Genomic DNA, 13,025 nt, shown 5'->3' with positions numbered 1-13,025 from the left:
CCGGAACAGACAGCGTAACATACCGATTTTATGGGAATAAGACAGTTATGGCACCGATTGGGAGCGGTCTTACCGCAAGTCCTTTCCGCTTCACGCTTGACCGCTGGAAATGCACAGGCCACCAATCGCGCCCATGACAAAAAACATTCGGCCAAAAGCCCTCAAGGTCGCCGCCATCCTCGCAGTCGCGCCGCTCGCTGTTGCCGCAGCGCAGCTTTCCGCGCAGGATGCGCCCACGCACACCGACACCATGGCGAACGAGCAGGTCGCCGCGTACGACTGGGTGCGCCCGCAGGCGGATTACATCCGCCGTGTGGTGATGATCCCGATGCGCGACGGCAAGAAGCTCTACACCGTGATCGTCATGCGCAAGGGCACGCATGACGGGCCGATCCTGCTCAGCCGCACGCCCTACAATGCCGACAAGATGACCAGCCGCAACCGCAGCCAGAAGATCGAGGAGATCCTGCCGGTCGCGGACGCGGATTTCGTGAACGATGGCTATATCCGCGTCTATCAGGACGTGCGCGGGCTGGACGGGTCCGAAGGCGATTACGTGATGAACCGGCCGCTGCGTGGGCCGCTTAACCCCACCAAGGTCGATCACGCCACCGACACCTACGATACCATCGACTGGCTGGTGAAGAACGTGAAGGAAAGCAACGGCAAGGTGGGCATCACCGGATCGTCGTACCTCGGTTTCACCTCGCTGATGGCGCTGATCGATCCGCATCCGGCGCTGAAGGCCTCGGTGCCGCAGAGCCCGATGGTCGATGGCTGGATGGGCGACGACTGGTTCCACAACGGCGCCTTCCGCATGTTCGGCTTCGATTACGATCTGGGCCAGACAGTGAAGAAGGGTGGCGGCGCGGTGCCAAAGGGTACGGGCGACGAATACCAGGCCTATCTGGAAGCCGGTTCGGCGGGGGAATACGCTAAGGCCTATGGCCTCACGCAGTTGCCGGTGGTGCGCAAGGTGCTGGAACATCCCAGCTATGACGCATGGTGGCAGGGTCAGGCGGTGGACAAGCTGCTGGCCGCGCGCAAGCTGACCGTGCCGACCATGCTGGTCGTCGGTCAGTGGGACCAGGAAGACAGCTATGGCGCCCCGGCGGTCTACAAGGCGCTGGAGCCGCAGGATACGAACAACGACATGGTGAGCCTCGCGATCGGCCCCTGGCGCCATTCGCAAGTGAACTACGAAGCGCGTGAGCTTGGCCCGCTGAAGTGGGAAGGCGATACCGGCAAGCAGTTCCGCCAGCGCTACATGAAGCCGTTCTTCGACTGTCACCTGAAGACCGACGCACCGAAATGCGATACGCCGCCGGTGCTGACTTACGCCAGCGGCGTGGACCGCTGGGAAGTTTCGCAGAAGTGGCCGGCGGGGAACTACACTCCGCTCTATCTGGCGGGGAACTACGGCCTTTCGTGGGCGAAGCCGACCTCGGGCAGCGACAGCTATGTCTCCGATCCGGCCAAGCCGGTGCCGATGCTGCCGCGCCCGGTCCACATGCAGGGCGACGAATGGCGCACCTGGCTGGTGCACGATCAGCGCTTCGTCGATGGCCGTCCGGACGTGCTCAGCTACACCACCGGCGTGCTGGACAAGCCGGTGCACATCATGGGCGCGCCCAAGGTGGAACTCCATGCCAGCACCACCGGGCAGGACAGCGACTATGTGGTGAAGCTGATCGACGTCTACCCGCAGGAAAACTCGGCCAATCCGGAACTGGCCGGCTATCAGCTGGGCATCGGCATCGAGATCTTCCGCGGCCGTTACGTCCATGGGTTCGACAAGCCGCAGCCGCTGGAGCCGGGCAAGGGCTATACCTTCCAGTGGTCGCTGCCGAACGTCGATCACGTGTTCCTGCCGGGCCACAAGATCATGGTGCAGGTACAGTCCAGCCTGTTCCCGCTCTATGACCGCAACCCGCAGTCCTGGGTGCCGTCCATCATGGAGGCGATGCCGAAGGACTATGTGAAGGCCACGGAGACCGTGCAGTATGGCGGCGACGCGGCCAGCGCGGTCTGGCTGCCGATCGCCGGGGACTGACGCTTATCGGATCGTCTCCCGGTGGACAGAAAAGACACCGGGAGACGATCATGAGCGGACCTTTCGACCTTTCGGGGCGCCTTGCGCTCGTGACCGGCGGCGCCAGCGGGATCGGCGCGGGCATCTGCGCGGTGCTGTCGTCCGCCGGAGCGCGGGTGGTTATCCTCGACCGGGATGAGGCCGGGGCCCGCGCGCAGATCGACGCCGGCGCGGCCGTGGACGCGGTGCCGGTGGACCTGGCCGATGAGGGCTCCATCGTCGCCGCCTGCGCGGAAGTGGGCAGGCGGCACGGAACGCCGTGGCTGCTGGTGAACAACGCCGGACTCCAGCACCGCGAAATGCTGCTGGACGGCACGTCTGCGCATTGGCAGCGGATCGAGACGATCAACGCGCGCGCGCCGTTCCTGATGATCCGCGAAGTGGCGCGCATGATGATAGAGGGCGGAGAGGGCGGCCGCGTGGTCAACTGCGCCTCTTCCGGGCTGGTCGGTCAGTTCGTGCAGGGTCTGGCCGCCTACATGGCCAGCAAAGGCGCGCTGGCGGCGCTGACCACCAGTGCGGCGTTCGAGCTTGCGGCGCATGGCATCACCGTCAACACCGTGCTGCCGGGCGGCGTCGGCACCCCCGGCGCGATCCATGCCGAGGGACCGCCGCCCGTGGGCCCCGGTAATCGCGTGCCGCCGCTGGGCCACTGCACGCCGGAAGACATCGCCTCTGCCGTGCTCTACTTCGCGACGCCGATGGCGCGGAAGGTGACCAATCAGGTGCTCGCCGTCGATGGCGGGTTTACGGTGACTTAGGGGAGAGTCGACCGGCGGATTGGCGGCCCTAGCGCAGACCGAGCCGATAGCCTGGATCACCACCCAATATCCCCGTCATCCCCGCGAAGGCGGGGATCCCGCTTCTTCTTTGCGAGCTTGAGCGCGCACGCAAGTAAGCGGGGCCCCCGCCTTCGCGGGGGCGACGAAGTTTGTGGTGTTACCGTTTGCCCTGATATCGAGCTTATCAGCCGCTCATCCCCTCAAACCGCATTCCGCTTCGCAATCGCCCCCAGCACGGCCGCGCTCGGCTTGGGCGTGCGGGCAAATGTCGCGCGGTCGACCGAGCACAAGCCGTACTTGTGCTTGAAGCCGAACACCCATTCGAAGTTGTCCGCCAGGGTCCAGTGGACATAGCCCAGTACCGGCACGCCATCGGCAATCGCCTGTTGCAGCCCCGCCAGCGCCTCCGGGATGAACTTCGCACGCACGGCGTCGTCCTCGATGCCGATGCCATGTTCGGTGACCATCACCGGCCGCCCGGTCGCCTCGTGCGCATAACGCACCGCACCGGCAAGCGAGGCGGGGTAGATCTCCGTGCCCATCTGGTTGCGCGGGGTGTCCGCCGGCGGCTGGACCTGCCCTTGCGCATTCCAGATGGCGCGGGCGTAGTTCTGCACGCCGATGAAATCGTCTTGCTTGGCGAGTTCCAGCCAGGCGCCGTAGAACTGCTTGCGGATGGCATCGCGCTGCGAGTTTTCGCCCACGGCCTGATCGTCGCTCATGGTCAGGCTGACGCCCACCGGCAGGTCGCCCCGCACGGCCTTGATTGCGGCGCGTCCGGCCTTGTGCGCGGCCAGCATGTTCGTTTCCAGCAGCGGAATATCGTCATGCTCGGGCAGCATGCCGTTCTTGAAATTGGCCGCTCCGCAGGCCGCCCCGGCCGCCTGATTCATCGCTTTCACCATGCCGGCCATCTGCGGCGGCAGGCCCTTGTCCACCAGGTGGATCATGTTCGGCTCGTTCAGCGTGGTGGCATAGCCCATGCCCGCCGCCAGCCGCCGCGCCGCCTTGTCGCAATAGCGGGCGAACAGGTCGGCCGCGTCCTGCTGCGTCCACCCGCCTTGCGCCGCGAACCAGCGGGGCAGGGTGAAGTGGTTGAACGTCACCATCGGCGTCAGCCCGCGCTCGTGGCAGCCCTCGATCATCCGCGCATAGTGATCGAGCATGGCGATCGAGAACACGCCCGGGCGCGGCTCGATCCGGGCCCATTCGATCGAGAAGCGATAGGTATCCAGCCCCATCTGCTTCACCAGATCGAGGTCGCGCGGCCAGAGTTCGAACGAGTTGTTGGCATCGCCCGAAGGCTCCATGAACATCGTGGGCTTCACTTGCTCGACCAGCCAGAGGTCGCTCAGCGTGTTGTTGCCCTCCACCTGATGCGCTGCGCTGGCGGTGCCCCAGCGGAAGCCCTTGGGAAAGCCCTTAGGCACTGCCGCCATCGCCTTGCCCGCCGGCGTGGCGAGCGCGGCTGCGGCGCCGGTGGCGGCCAACCCAGAGGCCAGCATCGTTCTGCGGTCCATTACTCTCTCCCTGTTTCGCGCCGGCTTATGCGATCAGCCGGTCGGCGGTTTCGTTCCAGCTTGCCATGAGGTCGAAGGCCCGATCCTCCTGAAGCCATTGCAATTCCAAGCCGTCCATCGCCGAAACCACCTGCCGGGCGAGCCGGTCGGGGCTGTCGCTCAAGGGGCCGAGAATTTCGGCGAAGCGCCGGCGGGCGAGCCGGTCGCGCGTGGTGAAGTAGGCGTGGGCGGGGTGATCGGGCGCCAGGGCCTCCACCCGCAGCATCGCGTAGAGCCGTACCAGTTCCGGCCGCTCCGCATTGCGCGCGACGACGGCGGCGAACACGCGCAGCACTTCCGCACGGGTGCGGGGAGGGGCATCGGCCGGGAACAGGGCGGCGATGGCCTCCTCGTCCTGTGCGTCGCGATGGTCCAGCACGGCCAGCAGCAGGTCGGTCTTGGAGCCGAAGTGATGGAGCAGCCCAGCATCGGTCATCGCGCAGCGCATTGCCAGGTCGCGGATCGAGAAGCCGTGGAACCCGCGTTCGCCGATCACGGCGATGGCCGTGTCGAGGATGGCAGCGCGGCGGTCTTCGCGGTTCATGCGGGTGCGCATGGCGGGCTCTTTCGTTACCTAGTGAGTGCTAGGTAAGCGGATCGGCGAGGCGCGGGAAGCGGGGGTGGGAAGGCATCGCCGGGGCGAAGCGGGCGTCAGATCCTCCCCTGCAAGGGGAGGGGGACCGCCCGAAGGGTGGTGGAGGGGTGTAACGCTCTCGGCGTGGCGTACTACCAAGTCGGTGACACCCCTCCGTCAGCCCTGCGGGCTGCCACCTCCCCTTGCAGGGGAGGAGCCGGTGCTGCTTCAACTCTCGCCGAACAGTTCCCGCTGGGAAGCCTCGATTTCCTCGAAGTACCGCCGCCTTGCATGGCGCTCGGTCACCACGCCGACCACTTTGCCCACGCCGTCCACGACTGCCAGTTCATCGGCCACCGCAATGTCGAAAGCCTTGATCATCGCGCGGATGTCGGTCGCCGGGGCAAGGGTGGTGTCCACCAGCGTCGCCAAAGTGCCTACCTCGGTCTCGGGATCGAGGTTGGGATTCCATGCCGCTGCCGTGGTGACGATGCCTGCATAGCGGTCCTCCGCATCCAGCAGGATCGCCTTGCTGGCAGACCCCAGCGGCACGCGCGCGCGGAATTCGGACAGCGGCAGGTCGGCCGGTGCCGAAACCCAGTCCGTGCGCATGATCCGCCCGGCGGTGAGGCTGAGCATCCAGCCGATATCGCGCGGGGAGCGGATGATCGAGCCGCGAATGTGCAGCCGCCAGGTGGAGAACGAGTAGCCGAACGTCTCCCGCGTGAAGGCGCTGGAGACGAGCGAGGCGGTCAGCACCACGCCCATCAGCGCAAAGTCGTGCGTAGTTTCCAGGATCAGCAGCGCCAGCGTCATCGGCCCGCCGACGATGGACACGGCCACGCCCGCCATGCCGACGAGGGCCGACTGCGTGGGGTCCAGTTCGATGCCGAAGGGCAGCATCTGCACCGCGTCCGCAAAGATCAGCCCGACCAGCGAACCCAGGAACAGCGAGGCGAAGAACAACCCGCCGCGAAACCCGAAGCTGAGCGAGATGACGGAGGCCGCGATCTTCACCGCCAGCACCATCAGCAGGAACTGGATCGCCGGCTGCATCTCCAGATTGAGGTGCATCGCGCCATGTCCGGCCGAAAGCGACTGCGGCGAAATCCATGCCAGCGGCATCAGCAGCAACCCGCCGATTAACGGCCGCCAGCGGGCGATGCGGGTCCATTTCTGGACGTGGATCTCGATGAACGTGACCAGCCGCATCACCAGAATGCCTACCAGCGCGCAGGCGAGGCCGAGGATGGCGTAGATGAAGTAGTCCGGCGTGGTCAGCGCGCGCGTGCTCGATGCCGCGATCAGATAGGGTTCGACGCCCAGTTGCCGGGTGATGAACGCGGCGCCCAGTGCAGCCGCGATGACCGGGGCGATCGCCGCCGGCGTATAAGTGCCGATCACGATCTCGAACGCATAGAACGCACCGGCCAGGGGCGCGCCGAACGCCGCGCCCACCGCCGCGCCCGCGCCTGCGCCGACCAGCGTGCGCATGTCCGCGCGGCGCAGCTTGAACCATTGGCCCAACACCGAGGCGACGCCGCCGCCCATCTGCGCATAGGCCGCCTCCAGCCCGACGGAGGCGCCCGCGCCGTTGGAAACGATGGTCTGGGCGGAGATGATCAGGTTGTCGATGAACGGAATCCGCCCGCTGTGCAGCGCGTTCGCCTCCACCACGTCGATCGGCGCGCGGCGGCGGCGGCGCAGCAGATAGGCGATGCCGATCAAGACCAGCCCGCCCAGCGGCAGTGCCAGCAGGCGGATCGGGTGGCGGATTTCGCCGATGGCGCTCAGCCGGTTGCCGGTGACGCCGTAGAGCAGTTGCTGGATGCCGTGCGCCAGAAAGCCCTGCAGGTTGGTCAGCCATCCGGCGGCGATGCCGGCGCCGACGGCGAGCAGGATGAACGCCAGTTCGCTTTCGCGCATGCGTCGGCGCTGGCGGACGATCAGGGCTTTGAGGGCATTGACGGCGGGACGTCGCATCGCCGCCGATTGGGCCTCAGCGCGGGGGAGAGTCAAGGCGGGTGTTGGGAGAAAAGGAGGAATTTGGGGGTGAGGGGGGCAAGTTCCTCCCCTGCAAGGGGAGGGGGACCGCCCCCCGTTTATTCTGAACTGGGGGTGGAGGGGTGTCAGCCTCTCGGTCGTGCGCGGCTGAACCGGTTACATCCCTCCGTCAGCCCTGCGGGCTGCCACCTCCCCTTGCAGGGGAGGAACTGACAAGGCTCAGGCCCCGAACCAGCCCTTTGCATCCGCCGCGGCCAGCTCTCGCTCCAGATAGTCCCACAAGGCTGGCGCGCCGAGGCTGATCTGGGCCTTCAGCCGCTTCACCACGCGCGCATGGCTGATGCCGTTCTCACGCCAGCTCTGGCCTTCGTTGCGCAAGTTCAGCAGGGCGGGCATGGCGCGGTCGATGGCGTGGGCGAACTGGGCCTCGACGGTCTGCTCTTCCTCGAACTCGATCCACAAACCGCGCAGATAGTCCGCCTCGGCATCGGGCAGGATGCCGAAGATGCGGTCGATGGCGGCGCGTTCGGCTTTCTTGCGGTCCGCTAGGCCTTCTTCGAAGAACACCATGACGTCGCCGGTCTCGATTTCGCCGATGTCGTGGACCAGGAGCATGGCCATGACGCGGCCGATGTCCGGCGTGCCGGAGGCGTAAGGCGCCAGTGCCACGGCGAAGAGGGCGATCTGCCAGCTATGCTCTGCCGAGTTTTCGTAGCGGTCCAGCCCGACCGGCTTCACCTTGCGGGTGACGGCCTTCAGCCGGTCCAGCTCCATCACGAAATCGATGACGTTCTGCATTGCCCGCTGCCTCCTTTGCCGACCGGATGGTCGCTCTGGAGGTTCGGCGGGCGATTCTCAAGCGGGTAGAGAGGGCTCAAGCGGGGGAGGCCGTTCCAACATCACCTCACCCAAATCTCCCCGTCATCCCCGCGAAGGCGGGGATCCCGCTTGTTCTTTGCGAGCGTGGCGAAAGGAAAGCGGGGCCCCCGCCTTCGCGGGGATGACGGAGTATTGTCAGATCAAGGAATGGAAAATGCCGATCACTTCGGCGGCATGCGAATGCCGCCGTCCAGACGGATGCACTGGCCGTTGAAGTAGGTGTTGCGCACCAGTTCCAGCACCAGCGAGGCGAATTCGTCCGGGTTGCCCAGGCGCTTGGGGAAGGGCACGGCCTTTCCCAAGCCCTCGTAGACCGCCTCGTTCATTTCCTTCACCCGCAGCATCGGCGGGGTGGCGAAAGTGCCGGGCAGGATGGCGTTGACGCGGATGCCCAGGTCCATCAGGTCGCGCGCCATCGGCAGCACCATCGCATTCACCGCGCCCTTGCCGCCACCATAGGCGACCTGGCCGATCTGCCCGTCTTGCGATGCGGCGGAGGAGGTGAAAATGATGCAGCCCCGCTCGCCATCCTCATTCAGCGGATCGGCATTCGCCATGCCCAGCGCGGCGATCGAGGCGACGCGGTAGGAGGCGGTGAACACGCCTTCCGCCGTCTTGGCGATCTGTTCGGTGGCCATGCGCTTGAAGCCGCCGGTGGTCTTGTCGAAAGAGACAGTCTTGCCGCCACCGGCAACCACGGCACAGTGGACGACCACGCGTTCCTGTCCGTGGGCGGCGCGGGCCTTGGCGAAGCCGGCCTCCACGCTGTCCTCGTCCATGATGTTCACTTTGCAGAACACACCGCCGATTTCGGCCGCGAAGGCTTCGCCGGCTTCCTCGCTGATGTCGAAGATCGCCACTTTCACGCCGGCATCGGCCAGCGCCTTGGCACTCGCCCGGCCAAGGCCCGATGCGCCGCCAGTGACCACGGCGGCCAGCGTGTCGTTGATTTTCATGGCGAAGCATTCTCCCGCGATTCGTATTTGCGCCAAGCGCTAGCGCAACTTTGCACGACGCCGCGCGGGGAGAATGCGCGGGGGCGGCAAGTATCGCTCCCACGCATTGGCGTGCTTCGTCTTCGCCGCGCTTGCGCCGATTGCCGGGGGCGCTTGCGCCGATTGCCGATGCCGCCGCACCTTCGGTCAGGCGCGCGGCGATGCGCAGTGGAAGACCGTGGTGCAAACGAGAACGCGGGAGAGAGATAATGGCCGAAGGCGATGTGGTGCTGGACACCAGCGATGTCGACAAGTGGGTGGGCAAGCCCGTCATCTTCGCGGAGTTCTGGGACCCCTGCAACGCGACCGATATCCGCCGCTGGGCGCAGGCGATGGATTATGCGAACCCGTTGCATTGGGACGAGAACTTCGCCCGCGCCAGCAAGTTCGGTGGCATCGTCGCACCGCAGAGCTTTACGGTGGCGATGGACTATGGCCACGGTTGCCACCCCTCATGCGTGGGCCGGATTCCGGGATCGCACCTGATCTTCGCGGGTGAGGAATGGTGGTTCTACGGCAACCCCGTCCGCCCCGGAGACAAGCTGACGCAGGAGCGCACGTTTGCCGGCTATCGCATTGCCGAAACGGGCTTCGCCGGGCCGACGATGTTCGCCGATGGGGATACCGTGCACCGCAACCAGCACGGCGCGCTGGTCGCCAAGGAACGGGCGACGTCGATCCGCTACCTCGTGGAGGAGGCGAACAAGCGCAAGGTCTACGACAAGGAGAACCGCGCGCCGAAGCTCTGGACCAAGGCGGAACTGGACGAAGTGGCGAAAGTCCGGCTGGACTGGATCAAGTCGGGCCGCGAGGGGATCTCGCCGCGCTGGGGTGCGGTGAACGTGGGCGACACGCTGCCGCGCCGCGTGATCGGGCCGCACAGCCGCGTAACGTTCGCGCTGGAATGCCGCGCACATCGGCAGAACATCTGGGGCACCTGGCGCTGGAACGCGCCGGAGGGCGTGCACGATCCGGCGCAGGAAGATGCCGGCTTCGGCGGCGACATGACCTACGATTTCGAGGCCCGCAAGATCGACCCGCGCCAGGCGGACGGCCTGTTCCACGGCCCCAGTTCCGGCCATATCAACCCCGAAAAGGCCGAGAAGGTCGGCATGGGCGGCGCCTATGGCTACGGATCGTCGATGAACGCCTGGCACCTCGACACGGTGGCCTATTGGGCGGGGCATGAGGGCTATATCTGGCACTCGAAAACCCAGTTCCGCAGCCCCGCTTTCGAAGGCGACGTGACTTATGTGGACGCCACCGTGGTCGACAAGCAGGAGACCAGCGAATTCGGCATGCCGGTGGTCATGGTGGAAACGCGGATGACCACGCAGGACGGGGCGACGATACTGAAGGGCACCGCCACCGTTTCGCTGCCGCTGTAAGGGAGAGGGCACCATGGCGGACCGGGAGGACATCGTCGAACGGCTGAACCTCTACGGGCTCGCCATGGATACCCGGCGTTGGGATCTGTTCGATCAGATCTTCACGCACGACGCGGCGGTCGATTACGGCCCCGGTTCCTGCTGGGACGAGTTAGGTGCGTTCAAGGGCGCGTTCGGTGCCTTTCACGCGCTGTTCGATGCCACCCAGCACATGATGAGCAATCATCTCGTTCGGGTGGAGGGCGACCGGGCCTTTTCGATGACGTACGGCCAGTGGCGTCTGATCCGTCACGCAGCCGGCGACCCGCCGGTGTGGGACGGCAGCGGTTACTACGACGACGAATGGACCCGCACCGGGCAGGGCTGGCGCATCGCGCGGCGGACCTGCCGGGTGATCTACTGGACCGGCAATTCGCGCGTGCAGACGCCCAGCGAAGACCTTGAATTCAAGCTGGACCTGGTGGCGCTGCACAAGGAGGCGGACGGCGGCCGGATCGGCCTCCTTGTGGACCGAACGCCTTAGCCCAGCGCGAAGCGAGGCGGCTCCATCCGCATCCCCGCTACCGGTGCGCGGGTACGGTAGAGGTGGGAATTGCGCGCGGTAATCTCGCCGCCTTCCTTCAGCGTATCCCCACCATCGGCGGGCACGGCATTGATATAGAGATCGCGCATGTCAGACCCGCCAAAGCGGATCTGCGTGATCGAGCCCAGTCCGAGTTCCAGCCGCGTCAACTCGCGGCCATCGGGCGCGAGGCAGGCAAGGTGGCTGGAGCGGAACCCGGTCAGCCAAAGGTTTCCATCGGCGTCCAGCGCCATGCCGTCGGCGTCTTCCTTGTCGAGAAGGAACTGCCGCCCCGTCAGCGTGAAATCGGCTGCGACATCGAAGCCCCACACGCCGCGAAAGGTGTCGTTGCAATAGAGTCGGCGGCGGACGGGATCGAACATCACGCCGTTCGAGAACCCGATCCCCTCGGTAAGCAAAGTGACTTCGCGGTCCACCGACAGGCGATAGATCGCGGTGCTTGCCGGTGCGGCGCCCTTGATGACGCTCTCTATATCGATGGTGCCGAAGATGATCCCGCCGGCGCCGTCGGAAGTCATCTCGTTGATCCCGTTGATCGGCTGGCGGTCGATCGATGCGATCAACCAGCCGGAGCGGCCGCTCTGCGGGTCGTTCCACATGATCCCGCCCTGGCCGCTGGACAGAACGCGGCCATCGGCATTCACGGAAACACCGCCCGTCCACATGCGTTCCGGATTGAGCGTCTTAACGGCGGTGCCATCCGGTTTCACGCCGTGGATACCGCCGGCGATCACGTCGCTATACCAGATCACCTCGCTGCCGTGATCGATGCCAAGCCCTTCCAGATAGATGCCCGACGCAATGGCGTTGCATACAGCCGGGATGTCCGCGCTGCCGATCTCTCCGCTCATATTCTCTCCCGCCTTCCGGCTGTTTTCGTCAGTTTGTTAGCCACTGGCAGGGGAGTCAAGCTGGCGTGCATTTACTCGCAGACGCAGACAACCCGGCTATAATCCGTTAGCGGTGCGGCCGAAGCCTATCGGTAGGGAAGTGCCAGTGAAATGTTCGCGATGCTGCGATTGACGCGCCGGAAGTCGACCGCCGCAGTACGAAGCCACGCCATCCGTTTCCTCGCGGGCGCGGTTCTGGGGCTGGGCGCGATGCCCGCCCATGCGGAAGACAGGACATGGTCTGCCCGCGCGCGCACGGCGGTCGACTATCTCGATGCACAATGGGGCAAACCTGCCGACTGGAACGGCGTTGGCGGCTGGCAGCGGTTCGTCATCGTCGATGCCCTGATCGATTACGAGCGGCGCACGGGCGACCGCAGGCTGAGCCCCAAGATCGCCGCCGCCGTTCGCAATCGCGCCGGGCTTGCCCTCAACGACGATGCCCTCTGGGCGGTGATCGCCAGCGTGCATGCCTGGCAGGTGGACGGCGATCCGGCCCTGCTGGACTACGCCACCTCCACTTACCGGCGGATCGTGACCACCTATTGGGACGATCGCTGCGGTGGCGGCCTCTGGTGGGATCCGGCGCGGAGCTACAAGAACGCGATCACCAACGAACTGATGATCTATGCCTCCACTCAGCTGTTTCTGGCGACGGGGGAGGGAAGCTACCGGGATTGGGCTTTGCGCGGTTGGTCGTGGTTCGAACAATCGTCGATGATCGGAAGCGATGGGCTGGTGAACGACGGTCTGGATGCAGCATGTCGCAACAATGGCCAGCCCCGCTTCACGTACAACCAGGGCGTACTGCTGGGCGGTTTGACCGACCTGACCAAGATCACCGGCGATCCCCGTTACCGCGCCGTCGCGGCGAAGACGGCACTGGCCACCGCCCGCGGCCTGTCGACGCAGGACGGCATTTTGAGGGAGCCGGTTCCGATCGGCGCCGATGGGTTGAGCTTCAAGGGCGTTTTCGCGTTCCACCTGGGCCATTTGCTGGATGACATGGGTGAGGGCCCCGAACGCAATGAACTGGTGGCATGGGCGCGCGTGAATGCGGATTCGGTCTGGCGCGTGAGCGCGTCCGGCACGCGCGCGATCGACAGCGATTGGGCGGGAGAGCCGTCGACCTCCGGCGCGGCGACGCAAGTGTCGGGCATTGCGATGATGCTGGCCGCGGGCACCTGAGCGCGGGGATTCGCTCGAGCCGATGGTTTGAGATGTCGAGATTATCGATTGCCTGCGGAAAACTTCTTCCAAAGCCCCTTTTCAGGCCGCC

11 protein-coding genes are annotated in these 13,025 nt (G+C 65.7%); 5 read left to right on the top strand and 6 right to left on the bottom strand.

All coding sequences use genetic code 11. The annotated features are described in order from the left end of the window. Positions 1 to 133 precede the first annotated feature (133 nt). The gene (locus WBP07_RS09095) at positions 134 to 2,053 is read left to right on the top strand and encodes a CocE/NonD family hydrolase (RefSeq protein ID WP_395395663.1); all 1,920 of its coding nucleotides are present in this window, start codon (positions 134 to 136) and stop codon (positions 2,051 to 2,053) included. A 50-nt stretch (positions 2,054 to 2,103) separates the two neighbouring features. Next, positions 2,104 to 2,853 (top strand): SDR family NAD(P)-dependent oxidoreductase, encoded by a 750-nt coding sequence (locus tag WBP07_RS09090; protein ID WP_395395661.1) that lies wholly within the window; start codon positions 2,104 to 2,106, stop codon positions 2,851 to 2,853. 221 nt (positions 2,854 to 3,074) lie between these two features. On the opposite strand, the gene WBP07_RS09085 is transcribed toward WBP07_RS09090, so the two are convergent. The 5 genes from WBP07_RS09085 to WBP07_RS09065 form a co-directional block, all read right to left on the bottom strand. Beyond that, positions 3,075 to 4,394 (bottom strand): glycoside hydrolase family 1 protein, encoded by a 1,320-nt coding sequence (locus tag WBP07_RS09085; protein ID WP_395395659.1) that lies wholly within the window; start codon positions 4,392 to 4,394, stop codon positions 3,075 to 3,077. Between the two features lie 25 nt (positions 4,395 to 4,419). Then, positions 4,420 to 4,989, bottom strand: coding sequence for a TetR/AcrR family transcriptional regulator (locus tag WBP07_RS09080; RefSeq protein ID WP_395395657.1), 570 nt, complete (start codon positions 4,987 to 4,989; stop codon positions 4,420 to 4,422). Positions 4,990 to 5,235: 246 nt separating this feature from the next. Then, positions 5,236 to 6,990 (bottom strand): chloride channel protein, encoded by a 1,755-nt coding sequence (locus tag WBP07_RS09075; protein WP_395395655.1) that lies wholly within the window; start codon positions 6,988 to 6,990, stop codon positions 5,236 to 5,238. Positions 6,991 to 7,230: 240 nt separating this feature from the next. Continuing rightward, positions 7,231 to 7,809 carry an HD family hydrolase gene (locus tag WBP07_RS09070; protein ID WP_395395653.1) on the bottom strand — a complete coding sequence of 193 codons (579 nt, stop codon included), beginning with the start codon at positions 7,807 to 7,809 and terminating at the stop codon, positions 7,231 to 7,233. Positions 7,810 to 8,051: 242 nt separating this feature from the next. Then, positions 8,052 to 8,846 carry an SDR family oxidoreductase gene (locus tag WBP07_RS09065; RefSeq protein ID WP_395395651.1) on the bottom strand — a complete coding sequence of 265 codons (795 nt, stop codon included), beginning with the start codon at positions 8,844 to 8,846 and terminating at the stop codon, positions 8,052 to 8,054. A 248-nt stretch (positions 8,847 to 9,094) separates the two neighbouring features. Here WBP07_RS09065 and WBP07_RS09060 point away from each other — a divergent pair, with 248 nt between their 5' ends. Both WBP07_RS09060 and WBP07_RS09055 read left to right on the top strand, forming a co-directional pair. Beyond that, entirely contained in the window at positions 9,095 to 10,273 is a 1,179-nt protein-coding gene (locus WBP07_RS09060) for a MaoC family dehydratase N-terminal domain-containing protein (protein ID WP_395395649.1), read from the top strand. Between the two features lie 13 nt (positions 10,274 to 10,286). Then, positions 10,287 to 10,796 carry a nuclear transport factor 2 family protein gene (locus WBP07_RS09055; RefSeq protein WP_395395647.1) on the top strand — a complete coding sequence of 170 codons (510 nt, stop codon included), beginning with the start codon at positions 10,287 to 10,289 and terminating at the stop codon, positions 10,794 to 10,796. On the opposite strand, the gene WBP07_RS09050 is transcribed toward WBP07_RS09055, so the two are convergent. Beyond that, positions 10,793 to 11,707, bottom strand: a complete 915-nt coding sequence (locus tag WBP07_RS09050; RefSeq protein WP_395395645.1) for an SMP-30/gluconolactonase/LRE family protein — start codon at positions 11,705 to 11,707, stop codon at positions 10,793 to 10,795. The two genes, WBP07_RS09055 and WBP07_RS09050, sit on opposite strands and share 4 nt — an antisense overlap. Positions 11,708 to 11,857: 150 nt before the next feature. Here WBP07_RS09050 and WBP07_RS09045 point away from each other — a divergent pair, with 150 nt between their 5' ends. Then, positions 11,858 to 12,934, top strand: a complete 1,077-nt coding sequence (locus WBP07_RS09045; protein ID WP_395395644.1) for a glycoside hydrolase family 76 protein — start codon at positions 11,858 to 11,860, stop codon at positions 12,932 to 12,934. Positions 12,935 to 13,025 lie beyond the last annotated feature (91 nt).

The sequence above is a fragment of the Novosphingobium oxfordense genome (assembly GCF_044029435.1).
Lineage (GTDB): Bacteria > Pseudomonadota > Alphaproteobacteria > Sphingomonadales > Sphingomonadaceae > Novosphingobium.
Note: the sequence above shows the minus strand (reverse complement) of the source record. Positions and strands in the feature narration are given on the sequence as shown.

Bases quoted from the DNA above. Each gene is read 5' to 3' on its own strand.
- WBP07_RS09095 (WP_395395663.1), top strand. From the start codon at position 134: ATGACAAAAAACATTCGGCCAAAAGCCCTCAAGGTCGCCGCCATCCTC.
- WBP07_RS09090 (WP_395395661.1), top strand. From the start codon at position 2,104: ATGAGCGGACCTTTCGACCTTTCGGGGCGCCTTGCGCTCGTGACCGGC.
- WBP07_RS09085 (WP_395395659.1), bottom strand. From the start codon at position 4,394: ATGGACCGCAGAACGATGCTGGCCTCTGGGTTGGCCGCCACCGGCGCC.
- WBP07_RS09080 (WP_395395657.1), bottom strand. From the start codon at position 4,989: ATGCGCACCCGCATGAACCGCGAAGACCGCCGCGCTGCCATCCTCGAC.
- WBP07_RS09075 (WP_395395655.1), bottom strand. From the start codon at position 6,990: ATGCGACGTCCCGCCGTCAATGCCCTCAAAGCCCTGATCGTCCGCCAG.
- WBP07_RS09070 (WP_395395653.1), bottom strand. From the start codon at position 7,809: ATGCAGAACGTCATCGATTTCGTGATGGAGCTGGACCGGCTGAAGGCC.
- WBP07_RS09065 (WP_395395651.1), bottom strand. From the start codon at position 8,846: ATGAAAATCAACGACACGCTGGCCGCCGTGGTCACTGGCGGCGCATCG.
- WBP07_RS09060 (WP_395395649.1), top strand. From the start codon at position 9,095: ATGGCCGAAGGCGATGTGGTGCTGGACACCAGCGATGTCGACAAGTGG.
- WBP07_RS09055 (WP_395395647.1), top strand. From the start codon at position 10,287: ATGGCGGACCGGGAGGACATCGTCGAACGGCTGAACCTCTACGGGCTC.
- WBP07_RS09050 (WP_395395645.1), bottom strand. From the start codon at position 11,707: ATGAGCGGAGAGATCGGCAGCGCGGACATCCCGGCTGTATGCAACGCC.
- WBP07_RS09045 (WP_395395644.1), top strand. From the start codon at position 11,858: ATGTTCGCGATGCTGCGATTGACGCGCCGGAAGTCGACCGCCGCAGTA.